Raw genomic sequence first — 19,579 nt, forward strand, 5'->3', positions numbered from 1 at the left:
AAATTTGCTTGGTAGTTGATCGTGGTTTTCAAATCGCTATGTCGATATAATTTTTGAAGCATAAGCGGGTGGATGCTATCGCCTGCAATATTGCCAAAGGAATGTCTGGCAATATGCATCGTTACTTTTTTCTGAATGCTTGCTCTTTTCGTAATTTTTTTTAGGTGGTCGTTGAATTTTTTGTTTGCTACCTTTTTCTTGCGGTAAATATCTTTCGCATCAGTTAAGTCTGCCTTTTTCATTTCTGGAAAGACAAAATCATCATCATTTACTTTGTCATCAATATATTGCAATAATATTCTTTCAACCTTAGCTGGAATCTTTAAGGACAATAACTTTGAGTTCTTGCTCATCCTGTAATGCAATCGCCCATCATAAATTTGGGACCACCTTATGAATAAGACGTCTGAAACTCTCATTCCTGCAAAATAGAAGCTAAACAACCAAATGTTCAAAGAATGCCTTTCCATATCAGTAAGCTCAGAAACATTTTCCAAAGCTTTTATCTCTTTACCAGATAGCCCTGTTTTGTTGGTTTCTGGAAACTTGATTTTAAATTTGCCCTTGCCAAAGGGATATATTTCTTTACTCACAACCTTGTCGCGAATAGCTCTGTTAAACAATAACCTTATTAAAACCATCACATTCATAGCTGTGGTTTCAGTTAATGAACAAGAACCTTTTAAATGAATTTTGAACTTTTTGAGAAATCGCTCATCAATTTCTTGGAAAGTAAGATGCCGGCCAGAGCTATACTTTTCTATATAACTCACCCAAGCTGAATCTGTAGAGTGGCGATTGATTTTCTTTTCAGCCTCTAAGGCTTCAAGATGCTCGTCAGCAAAATCAAAAAAAGTTAAGCTCGAAGTTGGCTTATATATTTCTTTTTTGATTTGTCGAGCAGTAGCAGCTTTATTATCAGTCTGTAGTGCAATAAGCCCTTTTCTGGCTTCGGATAGTTTGAAAGCTATCAAATTGTTCAGGCTTTCAGCTTCAGAATGCGATTTTTTTACCTTTAGATTTTTAGAGTCCCAATCCTCTAATTCAATATAATGGCCTATATGTTTGTAAGTTGAACGACGGTCTTTGGTTATTCTAATTGCAAGCGGATAAAGCCCTTTTGCGTTAGGCTTTTTGCGAAGAATTATTTTTGCACTCGTTGACATTTTGAACCTGGTTTAGATACGAAAGCCAAATCAGGTACAACATTTTGTCAAAAACTCACTCTAAAGATACTACTTTATTGGAACTTTTGGGTACAACATAGGTACAACAAATGTTGAAATCAACTGATATTAATTGACTTTAAATAAAATGATGGAAAACATAAACCATTGAAAATGAGTAAATTTATGTTTTATTAGTGCAATATATACCAGACTTAGGATCTAGTGCCGCAAGGCGTGGGGGTTCGACTCCCTTCACCCGCACAAGAAAACTTATAAGGCCTCCCATTTGGGAGGCTTTTTTGTTTCTTGTTCCACAGTAGTCATGTCATTACCCTTTTACCCTGCATTGTTTTACGGTACAGATGCTTCCCAACCGTCATAAGATAAAGTGAGACATAAGAACAAATTCAACAAAGTTGGTTGTATATTGATGGACAATTATGAAAAACCAGAATTTATATGAAAAGCGTAAAGTACAGTTTCATATCACTCTTGTGCCTATGTATGTTGCAAAGTGGTTTTGGACAAATTGAAAAAGCTCCTGATAGAACTGAGGGTGAAGGCCCTTGGTCCCAACTGATCATTCGTGGCGCCACCATGATCAATGGGAATTTGGCGCCACCGATTGGGCCTGTGGATATTGTTGTGGAGAACAATCGTATTGTTGATGTTAAAACGGTGGGGTATCCTGGGGTAAAAATCAAGGATGACCAACGTCCAAAACTAAAGCCTGGGGGAAAAGAACTACAAGCTGAAGGGATGTACATCTTACCGGGATTTGTGGATACCCATGCCCATATTGGTGGAAAAGCGCAAGGTACAACTGCAGAATATGTTTTTAAACTTTGGATGGGCCACGGCATTACCACAATAGCAGACCCGGGTAGTGGAAATGGACTGGATTGGACATTGGACCAAAAGAAAAAGAGCGCCAACAATAAGATCACTGCACCAAGAATAAAGGCCTACACCTTTTTTGGGGCGGGTTCGGAAACACCTATCTCAACTCCAGAACAGGCAAGGGAATGGGTTCGGGAAAATGCCAAGAGTGGATCGGATGGCATTAAGTTTTTTGGTGCACCACCCAAAATTATGCAAGCGGCCCTTGAAGAGAACAAAAAATTAGGATTGCGTTCCAAAATGCACCATGCCCAAACCTATGTGGGCGAATGGAATGTCCTGAACAGTGCGCGGGCCGGACTCACATCCATGGAACATTGGTATGGATTGCCCGAAGCTTTGTTCCACGATAGAACGGTACAGGATTATTCCCTGGACTACAACTATCAAAATGAACAGGACCGTTTTGGTGAAGCGGGCCAATTGTGGGCGCAGGCCGCACCTCCTTTTTCCGACAAATGGAACAGCGTTATGAACGAGTTGCTCGAACTTGATTTTACCCTTTCCCCAACCATGGTCATTTATGAGGCCAACAGGGATTTGACCCGGGCACGCAGGGCTGAATGGCATGAAGAATATACATTGCCTTCCCTTTGGGAATTTTATGCCCCCAGTAGAGAATCCCATGGATCGTACTGGCATGCTTGGGGTACGGAAAAGGAGGTCACTTGGAAAAAGAACTATGAGCTTTGGATGGCCTTTATTAATGAATACAAGAATCGAGGCGGAAGGGTCACTATTGGCACTGATGCAGGATTTATCTATGAACTGTACGGTTTTGCCTATCCACGTGAGATGGAATTATTGCGTGAAGCCGGCTTCCATCCTTTGGAAGTGATCAAAGCGGCCACTTTAAATGGGGCCGAAGCCCTTGGAATGGATGATGAAATTGGAACCATTGCCCCCGGTAAATTAGCAGACTTTGTATTAGTGGAAGAAAATCCGGTGGCCAATCTGCAAAGTTTATATGGTACTGGGACCATCAAGCTTACTGATGATAATAAGGTGATCCGAGCAGGAGGGGTGAAGTACACCATTAAAGATGGTATCATCTACGATGCCAAAAAACTGCTTTCCGATGTTAAGGCCATGGTAAAAAAGGCCAAAGAGGAAGAAGGATACGAACTCATTCAACCCGGATTAAAGGGATCAAAATAAGCATTGGTCTTAAGACCCCGGACACAAAAGCTTAGGTATAAAGTGGCATTTGTGCATTTGTTCATGGATGTCACTTATATGTTGCCAGTGCCATTTTTTTAATAACACAAATTGCATTTTCATTAAAAGAAAATATGCAATCAAAAAAGTGTCCGCCCTTATTTTTCTTTGGTGAACATCCCAACTAAGGGGCTTTTACAAGGGGTTACAGATCAATTGAATTCATGGAGCAAACAGGTTTCTACGAATTTAAAAACTTCGGGGATATGTGGCTTCCAAATGAATTCTTCATGGCCCCAACATATCCACAAATGTTATTATTATTCACAAAATTGAGTTTTTGGTTAAATTAAGATTAAACATGCCGTTTTTTAAGTGAATTTTATGAATTCAAAAATATTTGAATATATTAGAGTGGTTTTTTAAAAATAATCGCAGTTATTTTTATGCATTCTTCAATGTAAATAACCCCGATCACTACTGATGTATATAAAAGATCAATGAAGAATCTGACCGAAGATACCATTAAAGGGATATTCGTAAAACACTACCAGGAATGGTGTGTTCTTTCCTTTACGTTCCTTCATAACATGCCCGAAGCGGAGGATGTGGTGCAAGATGTTATGGTCAAACTTTTGACCAAAAAAGATTTGCACACCATTGAAAACCTGCCGTCCTATATAAAAGTTTCCATAAGAAATGCAAGTCTCCTAAAACTTAAATCTGGCCAAAAAGTTCGCCGATTGGATGAGACCATATATCTGTACGATACTTCTTACGAACAGGAGCTCATTGAAAAAGAAGGTAAACTTAAGGTTCAAAATGCACTGAATATTTTGCCAGAACAAAGTAAAAGGGTTTTTGAGCTTTGTGTAATCGAAGGACTTCAATACAAAAACACAGCCGATGTCCTTGGAATTTCCACGAACACAGTGAAGTATCATCTAAAAAAGGCCTTCAAAATTCTTCGTCACAACCTCAGTGGTTCGTATTTTTTTAGCCTATTTGTTGTGATTACCACCTTTTTTTGCTAAAAAAATTGACATTTTAACAATTCCGCGCTACCCGTTTTTTCAATTTTGTAATTATATAGGTAAATGGTGGAAATACCACCCAGTCATTTAAGCATATGGAAGTCGCTTCACTGATTTACAAAAAACTTACTTCAAAGCTCGATGAGTCCGAAAAATTTGTGCTCAGGGAGTGGCTATTGGCTTCTGAAGAAAATCAAGTTATTTACAACAACATAGAAACTTTTTACAACAATGGGGGCGACATATCCGGTTTACAGGGATTGGATGCCCACAATGCATGGGAGAAAGTTTTGGAAAAGCATTTGGCAAAGAAAGGACAAGGCCGTGTTAAGCATATTGTTAGATCGGCCTATAAATACGCAGCCGTTCTGATTATTGCCCTAGTTGCGGGATATGCCTATTGGAGCTACGGTACATCAACAGACGCCATTGCAAATGAGAAAGCGGCGGATGAAGGTATTGTGATCGTTTTTGACAATGGGGAAAAAATTGAGCTCTCTTCCGATAAGAAAAAGGAGCAGTTGTTGGATAAGGATGGGAACAAAATAGGGGAAAGAAACGGGGACCGACTGGATTACAGCGCAAAAGAAAATTTGGAAGAGCTGGTGTACAATACATTGTCCGTGCCCAACGGAAGACGTTTTGATATTGTTCTGTCGGACAACTCGCATGTCTACCTAAACGCGGGATCCTCACTTCGTTACCCCGTAAACTTTATTCCCGGCAAGAAAAGACAGGTGTTTTTGGAAGGAGAGGCCTTTTTTGAAGTTTCAAAAGACAAAGAGCACCCATTTATAGTGACCAGTGGAAACATGGATGTTGAGGTTCTGGGAACAAAGTTCAATGTGACCGCTTATCCTGAAGAGGTTGACATCAATACCGTGTTGGTGGAGGGTTCTGTTCAGTTGAATGTGACGGAAGCCGAGAAAAATACCAATTCTTCACCGGTGTTGTTGGAGCCGGGCCATATTGCCCATTGGGACAAAGGTTCCAAATTGGCAAAGCTGGAAGAAGTGGATACCGAATTGTATACCAGTTGGATGCAGGGGAAACTCGTTCTAAGGAGTATGCGGTTCAAGGATATAGTGAGAAAGTTGGAGCGACACTATGGAGTATCCATTAAGAACAAGAACGAAGAGCTAGAGGACCGTGTGTTCACTGCCACTTTTGATGTGGAGACCATAGAGGAGGTACTCAATACATTTGTGGCCGAAACAAGCTTTGATTATTTAATCGAAAAAAATAAAATAACCATACTAGAATAATAATAACCAAAAACCAACTAAAGCCTATGAAATAAATGCACATAAAAAAAATCGGGAGATGCTGCAACATCTACCCGATTGAGATTATTAACTCAAAAAATTAAGTTAACTAAAAACATTACAAAGGTATGAAAAATTACATCAAGAGCACTCTGCCTTGTTTAACAAACAACTTGTCGCTGACGGTGAAACTAACTGCACTTTTTTTGATAGTTTCTTTTTTCTCGACACATGCAAACTCTTACTCCCAGAAGACCAAACTTAGTTTGGATATGGAAAATGTGGAGATAGCGCAGGTGTTCGAGCAGATTGAGTCTGTCTCAGAATTCAAGTTCTTTTATGACAACAGAAAAGTAAATGCTCAAAGAAAGGTCTCCATTAATGTAGACCAAAAATTGATCACTGAAATACTGGACAAACTATTCCAGGGAACAAACATTTCCTATCTATTTAACAAACAGCAAATTGTTTTAAAAACCAATAACGCAATCGATGTCGCTCCTATGGAAGCGAGTCTTTCCTCACTCCCTGAGGAGGATTTCCAAACCACAATTTCAGGTACTGTTACAGACTCCAACGGTGTGCCAATACCGGGAGCATCTGTAGTTGAAAAAGGTACCACCAATGGTGTGGCCGCTAACTTTGATGGGGTTTATGAAATCACGGTACAGGGTTCAAACGCTGTTTTGGTGGTCAGTTCCATCGGATTTTCCAGGAAAGAAGTTCCTGTTGGAGGGGCTACCAGTCTCGATATAGTATTGCAAGAAGATACCCAAGCTTTGAGCGAAGTAGTGGTAACTGCTTTGGGAATCAAGCAAGAGACAAAAAAACTGGGGTATTCCATTGCCCAGGTAGATGCAGAAGAAGTCAATGTAAACAGATCGTCCAACTTTATGAACACCCTACAAGGTAAGGTGGCCGGGGTAAACATTTCGTCATTGAGCTCAGGTCCAGGTGGATCATCCAAAGTTAGGATTCGTGGTCAATCTTCAATTTCAGGGACCAATAACCCTTTGATCGTTGTAAACGGTGTGCCCATTGACAATACTTCATTTGGTACCAGCCCAGGTAGTGCCAGTTCTGAAGTAGGTACCAACAGCGGTGGTGTGTATTCTGATGGTGGAGATGGTTTTTCCAGTATCAACCCAGATGATATAGAAAGCATGACCATCCTTAAGGGAGCTACGGGTGCTGCACTTTATGGGTCTAGGGCAAAAGATGGTGTTATTATGATCACCACTAAATCCCGAGGACGCCAACAAGGTTTGGGAGTTACCTATAACGTTAACATTACCGATCACACTCCTTTGGATTTTACGGACTACCAGTATGAATATGGACAAGGTGAAAACGGGGTAAGGCCTACATCTGCCAACCCTACCTCTGGACAATGGTCTTTTGGTGAGCGTTTTCAACCTGGAATGACACAAGTTCTTTTTGACGGTGTTGAAGTTCCTTATGTTCCAGTACGTGACAGAATCAAGAAGTTTTATAGAAACGGAACAGATGTTACCCACTCCATATCCATTTCAAGTGGATCCGAAAAGGGAGGGTACAACCTTTCCTTGTCCAATTTGGGCAGTAAGGGTATAACCCCAAACAACGAGTTCAATAGGAAAACCGTAAACTTTGGAGCCAACTATGACTTGTCTGACAAGCTTAGCGTTGAGGCCCATGTCAATTATTCCTATGAAAAGAACATCAACCCGCCCAACGTAGGGCAACAGGATAATACAATTTCAGTTGCTTTGTACAACATGGCCAACTCCATGCCTTTGGATTTGTTGAATGAGAAAAAGTTCAATGCGGAGGGCAACGAATTTGTGTACAGTAGATTCAGAAACCGTACAAACCCATACTTTACACTTTCCGAACAATTCAATGAGATTAGGAGAGATAGGGTGTTTGGAAACGTTTTGGCAAGATATGAGATTGCCCCTTGGCTTATTGGTCAGGTTCGGGTAGGACAAGATTACTGGTCACGTTCCCAACAGTACAATGGGTACCCAACCGGTCAAGCTTCCAGGCCATCAGCGCCAGCTCCGTTCTTTAACGGGACCTTTACCCAAACAGCAAGAAGGTACAGGGAAACCAATGTGGACTTCCTGCTTTCCGGTAATGTAAATGTCAATGAAGACTTTGCAGTGGGGTATAATGTAGGTGGTAACCAAATGAGAAGAAGACAAGATCTAAACCGTGTTGATGTAACCGATTTTGTGATCCGGGATTTGTACACCGTACAGAACGGTAGGGTGAAAAACCCAACCTATGCTTTGTCCGAAAGAGGAATTAATTCATTGTACGGAGCGGTTGATCTATCATACAAGGACACGTACTTTTTAAGTGCTACGGCCCGTAACGATTGGTTCTCCACATTATCCGAAGCAAATAGAAGTATCTTGTATCCTTCTGTTTCCGGTAGTGTTCTATTTTCCAATTTATTGGGAGACAGTGCAGAATGGCTTACTTTGGGTAAACTGAGAGCAGCTTATGCCGAAGTGGGCAGTGATACGGATGTAAATCCTTATGCAGATGCGTTGTTCTATGACATCAATGCCAACTTCTTCCCAGGACCAGATGGCTCTCCCAACCCAATTGCCGGAGCCAATACAAACACACTTCCCAATCCCGACCTTCGCCCAATGCGTGTAAAGGAAACGGAGATAGGTGTTGATTTAAGGATGTTCGATAACCGTGTAGGTTTGGATTTGGCCGTATATCGTAAGACTACGATAGATCAGATCATTCCAGCCCAGATTTCAAACTCATCAGGATTTATAAGCCAGCTGATCAACAGTGGTGAAAGTAGAAGTGATGGTATTGAAATGCTATTGAACTTGACACCGATCCGCAATGATGACCTAAGATGGGATTTTAATTTTAATGCATCCTACAATAAAACAAAAGTGATCAGCCTCCTTAGTGATGAGGAAGGAGAGAGCATTTTGGTGGGTAACCATATTTTTAACGGGTTCCTATATCAAGTTGTTGGTCAAGAAATTGGACAATTGGCCGGTTTCGGATATAAGTTTGATGATCAAGGAAGACAGGTGTTTGCCGATGACGGAAGACCGCTAAGATCAGATGATATTAAATTCTATGGTAGTGCACTGCCCAAATGGGTTGGAGGTATTACCAATACCGTTAGGTACAAGGACTTTAATCTGTCCTTTTTGATCGACTTCAAACTGGGTGGAAAGATGATTTCCGGTACCAACTTCAATGCTGTAAGACACGGTCTTCATAAGATGACCCTTCCTGGAAGGGAAACCGGAGTTATTGGAGAAGGGGTTAACCAAGCTGGTCAGCCCAATACCGTGGCAACAGAATCCCAAACTTATTGGGAAGTTGTCCGCTCGCAGCAGTTGATTGAACCCATTGTGTACAATTCCGGATACTGGAAATTGAGACAAGTGACCTTGGGGTATGATTTCAGGAAATTTATTCCAGAAGATTCCCCCTTACAAGGGGTGACCCTAAGCTTAGTCGCAAACAATGTGGCGATGCTTAAAAAATGGGTTCCCAATATTGACCCTGATTCTTTTAGCTTCAGTTCCGATAATGTTTCCGGATTGGAGTCTACGGGTGTACCCACCACAAGAAGTATCGGGTTTAACCTTAACGTCAAATTTTAAATAAGACATCATGAAATATATAGGGAATAGAATCATAATTTTTGTAATCCTGATAGGTCTATTGGGATGCGAAGAGAATTTTGATGAACTCAATACAAATACAGTAGATCCCACAAGTGAAAGTGTAGACCCCGTGTACTTGTTGAACAATGCAATAGTTGGGCTTTCCTTTCCAAGTGGTACCAATATCTATTATGATGAAGCAATTGTCCAACAGATAGTGACCCCCAACTCAGGATTCGTATCCGGGGCCAACTACAACCAGGACAATAGGAACAACACAGGTAACCAATGGGACGATTACTACCAGAATGTCATCAAACATACAAGTGATGTGATCTACCAGCTAAGCACTTCGGAATCAGATCGTTCAAACCTGTTGCAAATGGCCCGTATTTTGGAAGCCTATGCTTTTATGGTCCTTACCGATGAATATGGGGAAGTCCCATATTTTGAAGCAGGGAAAGGCTTGTCCGACCAGGTGGTTTTGCCAAAGTACGATCCCCAAGAGCAAATCTATCCAGATTTGATCACCGAGTTGACCGAGGCCAGGGATGCCCTAAGTGGCGCAGCACCTGCCGAAAATGGGGAAGCTTTGTATGCTGGTGATTTGGACCAGTGGAGAAAATTGGCCAACTCCCTTTTGGTAAGGATTGGTATGAGACTCTCCAATGTAGATGCCACCTTGGCCCAACAAACCGTTCAAAGTGGGTTTGATGGAGGAGTTATGGAGTCCAATGATGACAATTTTGTCATCAGACACGATAATAACTTCAACAATCCATATAGCTTCACCTTCAACGGAACAGAGGCCAACAACTTTTACTTGACCGATGTATTTGTAGACTACCTAAGTTCCAATGATGATCCAAGATTGGGTTCACTCGCCATTCGTTATGTAGGTGCAGCTTCTGGGCCAGATCAGGTTGCGGAGATAGGCTCAAAAGATCCTGCCGATCAGGTTGGAATGCCCATGGGATATGACAACAGTACCATTGGAGCTGTAGCAAGTAATTTGGGACTGGCCAGTTTCTATGACTTTTCCCAATTGGACAGGTTTACATATGGATGGCAGACAGCCCCCATGTTCCTGTGCACGTATGCACAAACGCAATTGTTGTTGGCAGAAGCAGCGGTCAATGGTTGGGTAACCGGTGATGCGGCCGAGTATTACGAAAATGGGATACGTGGTCACATGGAGCAGGTAGCGGCCTATGGCGAAAGTGTAGCTATTGCCGAGGCTGATATTGATGCCTACGTTGCCGCCCACCCATTGAACTTGGCCAATGCCGTGGAAGAAATCAATACGCAGTATTGGGTGGCTTCCTTTTTGAACGGTCCAGAGCTGTTCGCCAACTTTAGAAGGTCTGGCTATCCAGATTTAACGCCCAACCCATATCCTGCACAGGATATCACTGGCGATTTCATCAATAGGTTGACTTATCCTCCTGCCGAAATAGCCGTAAATCAGGAAAATCTCCAAGAAGCGGTTTCCAGAATGGGACCCGATAATTTGGACACCAAGGTTTGGTGGGATGTAGATTAAATAAGTAACCAAGACATTATAAAACTAAAAATAGGATGAAATCAGTATTAAAACAGATCATTGCTAAAAGTAAGCAAGAAGAAAAGGAATATGGGTTGGCGAGGCAGGCAGAAATTGATAACCCAAGAACAGGCGATGACAGAAGAAACTTTCTGAAAAAGACAGCCTTGGGAGGTATTGCCATGACAGGAATGATGGGGCTCGGTATTGAAGATACCATTGCCCAGACCACTTCCAAAGTGAGCAGAATGTCCGCGCCATCAGATCTTAAGATCACGGACATGCGCTATGCACTCACCAATGTTATGGGAGGTACCGCCATCATCAAAATTGAAACCAACCAAGGTATATATGGTCTTGGAGAAGTAAGGGATGCCGCCGATGTGCGGTATGCCCTCTTCCTCAAAAGCAGAATCTTAGGAAAGAACCCATGTAATGTTGAGAAGATTTTCAAGAGCATTAAGCAGTTTGGTGGGCCTGCCCGTCAAGCAGGTGGTGTTTGTGCCGTTGAAATGGCACTTTGGGATATCTGTGGAAAGGCCTATAATGTTCCGGCTTGGCAGTTGTTGGGAGGACGCTATCGCGATATGGTAAGGCTTTATGCCGATACACCCCAGGCAAGAAGTTCCGAGGAGCAAAAGAAGCTGATCGACTTTAGAATGAATACCCAAGGGTATACCTGGTTGAAAATGGATGTGGCCATTTCTTCACTTCCACCAGATTCCGGAACCTTGGTGAATGATAAATTCTGGAGAGATGACAACGGTCGTTTGTCCCAATGGGGAGATGCTAGGAACTACATGTCCTACGGTAACACCATGCACCCCTTCACCCAAATTCAGATTACGGAGAAAGGCCTTGATATGTTGGCGCAACGCGTTGCGGATGTTAGGGAAATGGTAGGTTGGGAAGTTCCAATTTCCACCGATCACTACGGACACTTCGACCTTAACAATGGAATCCGTTTAGGAAAAGCGCTGGACAAATATAGACTGGCTTGGTTGGAAGATATGGTGCCATGGCAATACACAGAGCAGTGGAGAACCATCTCTGAAGCGCTGGAAACGCCTACCACCACAGGTGAGGATATCCATTTCTTGGAGAACTTCAAACCTATCATACATAATAGGTCGGTTGATATTGTACACCCAGACTTGGCATCATCAGGTGGTCTTTTGGAAACCAAACGAATTGGTGATTATGCTGAGGAATTTGGAATTGGAATGGCCATGCACCAAGCAGGTACACCGGTTTCCTTCATGTCCAACGTACACTGTGCGGCAGCTACGCAGAACTTCTTGGCATTGGAGCACCACTCTGTGGATGTGCCTTGGTGGGAAGATTTGGTGACTACCGTTGGAGGATTTAAAATGATCGATAAAGGATTTGCCACAGTTCCATTGACTGCCCCAGGATTGGGTATTGAATTGAATGAGGATGTGGTAAAAGAACATTTGGATCCTAGAGATAAGAGTTTCTTTAAGTCTACCGATGAGTGGAATGAGCTCAGATCACACGATAGGACTTATAGTTAGTAGTAGCTCAAAGAAAGTTACTTAAGTTGTTTAGTTTTTTTAAAAGTCGGCCTGGGACTATGCTTTGGAGGTCTTGGGCCGACATTAAAAATATTGTAAACCAATCTAAAATTAGATATGAAATACATTCAAGTAATAAAGATGATGGTGCTATTGGTCTGTTTAATGGTGACAGTCAATGGTAACGCCCAAAGGGTGGCTTCATCACCAGATTATATTAAGGCCCTTACCAGCGAATGGGAAGGTGAACGCTTTGAGGATGGGAGACCAAGAGTTTCGGATGCTCTTCTGGAAAGATTGAAAAAGATCAGAATAGAAGAAGCTTGGGGCTATTTGCGCCAACACGGTTATAACAACCAATATGAGGGAGGTTGGAAGATCATCCACCCAGAGGGAATTATGACAGGCCGTGTGGTAACCGCACAATATGTACCCTTGCGACCAGATTTAAAAGAATACGTAAAGCTACAAGGTGCCAAGGAAAAGCGTGATACCATTGGAGGCAGCAATTCATGGCCCATTGAAATTTTGGTGAACGGCGATGTATATGTTGCAGATGGCTATGGAAGAATCATAGATGGAACATTGATCGGCTCCAACCTTGGTAATGCCATTTATGCCAATTCCAAGAACGGAGTGGTTTTCGATGGTGGTGTACGTGATCTTGGCGGACTTTTGGAAATAGAAGGATTCAATGGATGGTACAGGGATGAAGACCCCTCCTATCTACAAGAGCAAATGCTTACCACGATCAATGCCCCTATACGCATTGGCAGGGCTACTGTGATGCCTGGAGATGTGGTTTTGGCCAACCGGCACGGAACCATCTTCATTCCATCACATTTATTGTCCGAATTGGTAATTTCCTCCGAAGTGGTGGCCCTACGTGATGAATTTGGATTCCAAAGACTTCGTGAAAAAACGTATACAGCAGGACAGATTGACACCCGTTGGACGGATGAGATCAAGGCAGATTTCTTGAATTGGCTCAAGAACTACCCCGATTCCAAATTGCCAATGACCAGAAAAGAGTTGAACGATTACATCGAGAATAGCAGATATTACCAACCATGAAAAAAAGAAACCTATTTGGGAGCATCCTAGCTGTTTTGGCTGTATGTCTATTTGTTTCATGCACCCCAAAAGTGGAGGAAAAAGAGGCATTGGACAAACAAACCGTTTTGGAAGCTCTTGGAGAATTGGATCAGGCATTGATTGACAGGGACTCCGCAACCTTGACATCCATTACCGCCCCTAATCTAACCTATGGGCATTCAAGTGGAAACATTCAAAACAAGCAGGAGTTTATAGATGATGTAATGAACGGGCCTTTCAAGTTTGTTTCCATAACCAATGAAGATCAAAGCGTAACAATTTCGGATAATGTGGGCATTGTTAGGCATATACTCTCTGCGGATGCCACAAATGCCGGGAACCCAGCCAAGGTTCGCATTGGTATACTAATGGTGTTCAAACAAAATGAAAACAACGAAGTGGTTTTGCTGGCTCGCCAAGCCTATAAACTCTAAAAAACTAAAAACTGGATATTATAATTAATTGGATAATTAACTGGAATAAACTAAACTAAATTTTAAACTATGTTAAAAAGAGGACTCATTGCAATGCTATTTCTCTTTGGCCTGGTGGGGCAGGTTATTGCCCAGCAGATAACCAAGGAAGAACTTATTTTTTTGACCCCCGAATGGAAGGGTGAACGATTTCCCGATGGTAGGCCCAAAGTACCGGACGATATCTTGAAACGGATGAAATCCGTGAGTATTGAAGAAGCTTGGGCCGTAATGAAAAATGCAGGGTACAAGTATCAAATTGCCGAAGACTGGAAGCTCATCAACCCAGATAGCGTATTGGTGGGCCGTGCACTAACGGCGACCTTCATGCCCGGGCGTCCAGCGGTATGGAAAGCCATAGATGATAGGGGGAAAGCCCAGGGAAAAAGAGGACAGAACACATGGCCTGTAGACCTTTTGGTAGAAGGTGATGTATATGTCGCAAATCAGTTCGGTGCAGATATAGATGGCCCAACTATCGGAGATAATGTAGGTAATGCCATTTATGCCAATTCAGGAAATGGCATTGTGTACGATGGAGCCCTTAGGGATGTTGAAGGTCTTATGGAAATAGGAGGGTTCACATCCTTCTACACCAGTTATGATGCCTCGCATCACAACCCCCCTGGAGACTTAAATACCATGATCATAGGAATCAACCAACCTACGCTTATCAGAAAGGTTACCGTTATGCCAGGAGATGTTGTGTTGGGCAAATTGGGCGTTGTGGTCTTTATTCCTCCCCATTTGGCCGAAAAAGTGGTGACCACCTCAGAAATTGTTCGCTTGCGGGACATGTTCGGACACCAACGTATTCGTGAAGGAAAATATACCGCGGGCCAGATTGATACACGATGGGCAGAAGAGATAGAGAAAGATTTCAGCAAATGGCTCAACGATCATATTGATGAGCTCCCTGTTCCCAAAGAACAGATACAAGAAATATTAAAAAATAGAACCTGGTAACTAAAAACTATAAAAGTGAAAAATTCAAGAAGATCATTTATCACAAAATCCATGATGGCAGGTGCTGGATTGAGCGTAGCCGCCACTTATGGCAATGAATATGTGCAGGCAATAGACAAAAACCCAAAGCTTTCTGCGCCCTCAGACCTAAAGATAACCGATGTAAAGTGTGGTTTTATTCGTCGAGGTAGTGGACTGTTCGTCAAAATATATACCAACCAAGGAATTTATGGATGTGGAGAAGGTGTTGATGCCGTACCAGGCACCTACCATTTGGTGAAGAGAATGGGTTGGTTTTTAAGGGACCAAAGCCCGTTCAATGTTCATAAAATTTTTGAGGATATTCGCCGTGCCGGCCATTTCGGGGGTGGACAATCAGGTGCCTATGTCGCGGTTCTTTCAGCTATTGAGACGGCATTGTGGGATTTGGCAGGCAAAGCACTCGATTTACCAGTTTATAAACTTTTAGGGGGCAAGTTCCGTGATAAAGTCCGTGTATACTGTGACACGGCCCTTTACCGAGTTCGCTTTCCCTCTCCAGAAGATTTTGCCACGGCAGCTACCGAAGCCATCAAGAACTGGGGATTTAATGCCTTAAAATTCGATTTGGATTATGCCGGCGATCCCGACAAATATGATAGGTACAACTGGACCGCCAGTCCTGGTGAGATTATAAGGATGTATGACCAGCTTGCGGCAGTAAGGGAGGCAGTTGGCCCTAAAATAGACCTATGTGTCGACATGCACGGGCGTTACGACCACGTAACAGCCCAGACGATTGCCAAAAAAGTGGAAGACCTTAACCTAACTTGGTTGGAGGAGCCCATACCAGCTGAAAATTTTGATGCTTTCAAAACTATATGCGAAGAAACCAGTACGCCCATTTCAGCAGGGGAAAACGTTTACCTTGGCCATGGTTTCAAGCAATTGTTGGACAATGGGGTTGATATTGTCATGCCCGATCTACAAAAATGTGGTGGGCTTGGCGAAGGTCAGCGTATTGCCAACCTTGCCAACTTGTACTATGTGCCATTTTCGCCCCATATGGTGGCTTCCTTCTTGGGTGCAATGGCATGTGCGCACGTTTGTGTCACCGTACCAAACTTCCATTTAATGGAATGGCAGTCTTATTTCCATACAGATCCAATGTTCAAGGAAATAGTAACATATGACGAAACCGATTGGGTAAAAGACAGTTTTGTAACTGTATCGGAAAAACCCGGCATTGGAGTGGACATCAATGAAGAAGCGATGAAGAAATATGCTCCAGAGGGAGTACCATTTTTCGAATAAGAAATAAAAACCAGATTTGTGAAGTCGATATTTAAATTTTTTCTTGGGGCGGCAGCGATATTGGCCGTGGCTACAGCCTATTTTTATTTCAGCGGCCAGTATTCCATTTTTGGGGTTTTGTTGACCTTCTTTTTCTTGGCTTTGTCATTTGGGTTTAGGGGACATCATACCACAAAAGGCTTTTCGTTCGCCCTGCTCATTTTTGCAGGAGTAACCATGGCCATGACCTACCCCCAAATGTTTACCAGTTGGGGCAGTTTTGAGTTGAATGCCCTTATTGTGCCCCTTTTACAGATCATCATGTTCGGTATGGGGACCACAATGAGCCTAAAGGATTTTGGAGAAGTGGTCAAAAGTCCAAAAGCGGTATTTATTGGGTTGGTTTGTCAGTTCACCATCATGCCCCTGGTAGGGGCAACCTTGGTGTTCTTGTTCAAATTTCCGCCTGAGATAGCTGCAGGTGTTATTTTAATTGGTTCATCGCCCAGTGGATTGGCATCAAATGTCATGGCGTATATTGGAAAGGCCAATTTGGCCCTTTCGGTTACCTTGACTACAGTGGCAACACTCTTGGCACCTTTTGTGACACCTATCCTAATGAAGACATTTGGCGGTCAATTAATCCCCATTGATCTATGGGGAATGATGTGGAGTATAATCAAAATCACTATTTTACCTATTGCAGGCGGACTAATTTTCAACAGACTTTTTCATGGGAAAACAGAATGGGTGGACAAGGCCATGCCATTGGTTTCCATGGGAGGAATTGCTTTGATCATCACCATTATTACTGCAGCAGGTCGTGACAACCTGTTGACTATGGGAGCAGTGCTCATTTTGGTAGGGCTGATCCATAATATATGTGGTTATTTCTTTGGGTATTGGGGATGCAGGATTTTCAGCTTGGATGAGCGTTCGTGCAGAACCATTGCTTTTGAGGTGGGCATGCAGAATGCCGGACTTGCCTCTGGCCTTGCCAATGAAATGGGCAAGGTGGCAACCGTGGGCTTGGCCCCGGCCGTATTCGGTCCAATGATGAACATTACAGGTTCCATATTGGCGTCCCATTGGCACAAAAATTCTCCCAAAGATGAGAAGAAATCAACCATGGAAACAGCACAAGAATAAAAATAGTTGTTTGAGTTAGTTTAGTTATCCAGTGAAGAACGTGCTACATTTGAAGCACGTTCTTCTTTTTTCCATCAAGGATAGAAAAGACAATTTATTTAATGATTTAAAAATATACAGAACATGAAGAAAGTAGTGACCTTCGGTGAGATTATGCTTCGCCTTGCGCCTCCCGGATTTTTGAGGTTTTCGCAGGCGAACAGTTTTGATGTGGTGTACGGGGGCGGTGAGTCCAACGTTGCGGTGTCCCTGGCCAATTATGGCATCCCGGTGGACTTTGTGACGCGTTTGCCCAAGAACGACATTGGTGAATGCGCGCTTATGGAGATGCGGAAAAGGGGTGTTGGAACTGACAAGATAATCTATGGAGGCGATAGACTGGGCATCTATTTTCTCGAGACCGGGGCGGTGAGCCGCGGGAGCAAGGTGGTCTATGACAGGGCCCACTCGGCCATGGCCGAGATCGGTCCCGGGATGGTCGATTGGAAAAAAGTCTTTGATGGGGCGCAGTGGTTCCACTGGACAGGAATTACCCCGGCCATCTCACAAGGTGCAGCCGATGCCTGCATAGAAGCGGTCAAGGTGGCCCGGGAAATGGGTGTGACCATATCAACGGACCTGAACTACAGGGCCAAACTCTGGAAATACTGCGACGATGCAAAACGGGAAGAGATCATGTCCGAGCTCACTGCGCATTGCGATATCATTCTGGGCAACGAGGAGGATGCCGAAAAACATTTTGGAATAAAACCTGAGGGGCTGGACATCACCACCCAAGGGGAACATGTGAAGGCCGAGGCCTTTCTCTCGGTCTGCAAGCAGATGATGGAAAGGTTCCCGAACGCCAAGAAGGTGATCACCACACTTCGTGGTTCACTATCGGCCTCGCACAATACCTGGGCCGGGGTGCTCTACGATGGCAATGAACTCTACAAATCAAGGGAATACCAGATCACCCATATCGTTGATCGTGTGGGCGGTGGCGACTCTTTCATGGGCGGGCTCATTTATGGGCTGATCCAGTACCCGGAAGACGACCAGAACGCACTGGACTTTGCAGTGGCAGCTTCCTGCCTGAAACATACCATAAAAGGCGATGCCAACTTGGTGACCGTATCGGAAGTTGAGAAATTGATGGGGGGCGATGCCTCCGGAAGGGTATCACGATAAAAAAAAGGATAAAATGGCAAGATATACACGCTTAGAAGTAGTGAACGCAATGCTGGAGACCGGAATGGTCCCATTGTTCTACCATCCCGATGTTGAGGTGGGAAAAAAGGTGCTGAAGGCCTGTTATGACGGCGGTGCCCGACTGATGGAATTCACCTCCCGGGGCGATTTTGCCCACGAGGTGTTCACAGAGCTCAACAAATATGCCCTGAAGGAACTCCCCGGCATGATGATGGGGGTGGGTTCCGTGACCGATGCTGCTGCTGCCTCGCTGTACATGCAGTTGGGGGCCAACTTTGTGGTGACGGCCTCCCTACGGGAGGATGTGGGCATTGTGTGCAACCGCAGGAAGGTGGCCTGGTCCCCGGGCTGTGGCTCCCTGACGGAGATCGCAAGGGCGGAGGAGCTTGGCGCAGAGATCGTGAAGCTGTTCCCCGGTTCGGTCTACGGCCCTGGCTTTGTAAAGGCCATAAAAGGTCCGCAACCATGGACGAGCATCATGCCCACAGGAGGTGTGAGCACGGATGAGGCCAACCTTAAAGGATGGTTCGATGCCGGGGTGGCCTGTGTGGGCATGGGCTCCAAATTGATCAGCAAGGAAATCATCCAAAATGGGGATTATACTGGGTTGGAAAAGAATGTCCGCGAAACATTGGCCCTTATCGCCAAGATCAGAAAAGGTTAAATCAGGTTATTTCTTGGTTTGACCCCTTGAAATATAAATAATGCTGGTTCTGTTTATTCCTCGATGGGCTTTTCCGCTTGAAATCAGAAAAGGGCTACTATCCTCGGAGATAAAGCCCTTTTCTCATAGAATTTTGAGTTGATGGAATCACCGAACAAAATTGGTTTCTGCCAAGAATCATTGCTTTTGCAGGATAGGTAAATACCATCTTTTGGTCTTGACCATGGTGATCGTTCCCATGCTTAAAAGAGGTGTAAGGTGGGCCATCGATGGATATTCAACAGAAGTCAAAAGGATAAAAATAATCAGGTTTTTACGGTCAAAAAGCGGCTGTCATTTCAAGAAAAAGTGGAGTGCAAAAGGCTCCAATAAATAAGTTTTGGAACAGCTTTTCAGAAAATCGATTTATATTCTGTAAAATTCCTACAACAATATCGCATTGCTAAAAATAAGATATAACGCCACAATAAAGTAAGAAAAAAATTACTTATCTCTTGAAAAAATGCTTTCTTGCTTCGCAAATGCAA

The 19,579-nt window shown here is 43.4% G+C and carries 14 protein-coding genes; 13 read left to right on the forward strand and 1 reads right to left on the reverse strand.

Annotated features, from left to right (window positions below; genetic code table 11):
• The coding region (locus A7D14_RS07445) for a site-specific integrase (RefSeq protein WP_067032235.1) at positions 1-1,166 on the reverse strand (1,166 nt) is incomplete at its 3' end.
• 507 nt (positions 1,167-1,673) lie between these two features.
• Between A7D14_RS07445 and A7D14_RS07450 the strand changes: the two genes are divergently transcribed.
• The 13 genes from A7D14_RS07450 (at position 1,674) to A7D14_RS07510 (ending at position 19,052) form a co-directional block, all read left to right on the forward strand.
• Positions 1,674-3,227, forward strand: a complete 1,554-nt coding sequence (locus tag A7D14_RS07450; RefSeq protein ID WP_409552675.1) for an amidohydrolase family protein — start codon at positions 1,674-1,676, stop codon at positions 3,225-3,227.
• A gap of 500 nt (positions 3,228-3,727) precedes the next feature.
• Positions 3,728-4,261, forward strand: a complete 534-nt coding sequence (locus tag A7D14_RS07455) for a sigma-70 family RNA polymerase sigma factor (RefSeq protein WP_083158021.1) — start codon at positions 3,728-3,730, stop codon at positions 4,259-4,261.
• Positions 4,262-4,356: 95 nt separating this feature from the next.
• Complete coding sequence (locus A7D14_RS07460; RefSeq protein WP_067032244.1) at positions 4,357-5,526, forward strand: FecR family protein; 1,170 nt, start codon at positions 4,357-4,359, stop codon at positions 5,524-5,526.
• 272 nt (positions 5,527-5,798) lie between these two features.
• Positions 5,799-9,161, forward strand: a complete 3,363-nt coding sequence (locus A7D14_RS07465) for a SusC/RagA family TonB-linked outer membrane protein (protein WP_218058517.1) — start codon at positions 5,799-5,801, stop codon at positions 9,159-9,161.
• Positions 9,162-9,171: 10 nt separating this feature from the next.
• Positions 9,172-10,707 (forward strand): SusD/RagB family nutrient-binding outer membrane lipoprotein, encoded by a 1,536-nt coding sequence (locus tag A7D14_RS07470; RefSeq protein WP_067032250.1) that lies wholly within the window; start codon positions 9,172-9,174, stop codon positions 10,705-10,707.
• Between the two features lie 35 nt (positions 10,708-10,742).
• Positions 10,743-12,242: a mandelate racemase/muconate lactonizing enzyme family protein gene (locus A7D14_RS07475; protein ID WP_067032252.1), complete on the forward strand. Its 1,500-nt coding sequence runs from the start codon at positions 10,743-10,745 to the stop codon at positions 12,240-12,242.
• Positions 12,243-12,359: 117 nt separating this feature from the next.
• Positions 12,360-13,316: an RraA family protein gene (locus tag A7D14_RS07480; protein ID WP_067032255.1), complete on the forward strand. Its 957-nt coding sequence runs from the start codon at positions 12,360-12,362 to the stop codon at positions 13,314-13,316.
• Complete coding sequence (locus A7D14_RS07485) at positions 13,313-13,771, forward strand: nuclear transport factor 2 family protein (RefSeq protein ID WP_067032258.1); 459 nt, start codon at positions 13,313-13,315, stop codon at positions 13,769-13,771. Before A7D14_RS07480 ends, A7D14_RS07485 begins: the two co-directional genes overlap by 4 nt.
• Before the next feature lie 69 nt (positions 13,772-13,840).
• The gene (locus A7D14_RS07490) at positions 13,841-14,776 is read left to right on the forward strand and encodes an RraA family protein (RefSeq protein ID WP_141673283.1); all 936 of its coding nucleotides are present in this window, start codon (positions 13,841-13,843) and stop codon (positions 14,774-14,776) included.
• 15 nt (positions 14,777-14,791) lie between these two features.
• On the forward strand, positions 14,792-16,069 hold the full coding sequence (locus tag A7D14_RS07495; RefSeq protein WP_218058518.1) for a mandelate racemase/muconate lactonizing enzyme family protein: 1,278 nt from the start codon (positions 14,792-14,794) through the stop codon (positions 16,067-16,069).
• Positions 16,070-16,087: 18 nt separating this feature from the next.
• Positions 16,088-17,197, forward strand: a complete 1,110-nt coding sequence (locus A7D14_RS07500) for a bile acid:sodium symporter family protein (protein ID WP_067032264.1) — start codon at positions 16,088-16,090, stop codon at positions 17,195-17,197.
• Between the two features lie 123 nt (positions 17,198-17,320).
• The gene (locus tag A7D14_RS07505; RefSeq protein WP_067032267.1) at positions 17,321-18,367 is read left to right on the forward strand and encodes a sugar kinase; all 1,047 of its coding nucleotides are present in this window, start codon (positions 17,321-17,323) and stop codon (positions 18,365-18,367) included.
• A gap of 13 nt (positions 18,368-18,380) precedes the next feature.
• Positions 18,381-19,052, forward strand: coding sequence for a bifunctional 4-hydroxy-2-oxoglutarate aldolase/2-dehydro-3-deoxy-phosphogluconate aldolase (locus A7D14_RS07510; protein ID WP_067032271.1), 672 nt, complete (start codon positions 18,381-18,383; stop codon positions 19,050-19,052).
• Positions 19,053-19,579: the final 527 nt, after the last annotated feature.

Origin of the sequence: Allomuricauda sp. CP2A (assembly GCF_001683915.1) — a bacterium.
Classification (GTDB): Bacteria; Bacteroidota; Bacteroidia; order Flavobacteriales; family Flavobacteriaceae; genus Flagellimonas.